Below are 281 nucleotides of genomic sequence, written 5' to 3' on the forward strand. Positions count from 1 at the left end.
AAACCGCGCCCGGACCCGCATATATGGCCCAGATTACGGAGGCCCCATGACTGAGACATCCTTCCCCGGCTGGCACGGCACCACCATCATCGGCGTCAAGAAGAACGGCAAGGTTGTGGTCGCCGGCGACGGGCAGGTCAGCCTTGGCCAGACCGTCATCAAGGGAACCGCCCGCAAGGTGCGCCGCCTGACCCCAGGCGGGCACGAGGTCGTTGCGGGTTTCGCAGGCTCGACCGCCGATGCCTTCACCCTGCTGGAACGGCTGGAAGCCAAGCTCGAAG

At 65.8% G+C, this 281-nt stretch carries 1 protein-coding gene; it reads left to right on the forward strand.

Annotation, left to right across the window (positions count from 1 at the left end; translation table 11 throughout):
- Window positions 1-46 precede the first annotated feature (46 nt).
- On the forward strand, window positions 47-281 hold a 235-nt coding region (locus tag H2O73_RS23920), incomplete at its 3' end, for an Ntn hydrolase family protein (RefSeq protein ID WP_497997516.1).

The sequence above is a fragment of the Vibrio marinisediminis genome (genome assembly GCF_014050145.1).
Classification (GTDB): Bacteria; Pseudomonadota; Gammaproteobacteria; order Enterobacterales; family Vibrionaceae; genus Vibrio; species Vibrio marinisediminis.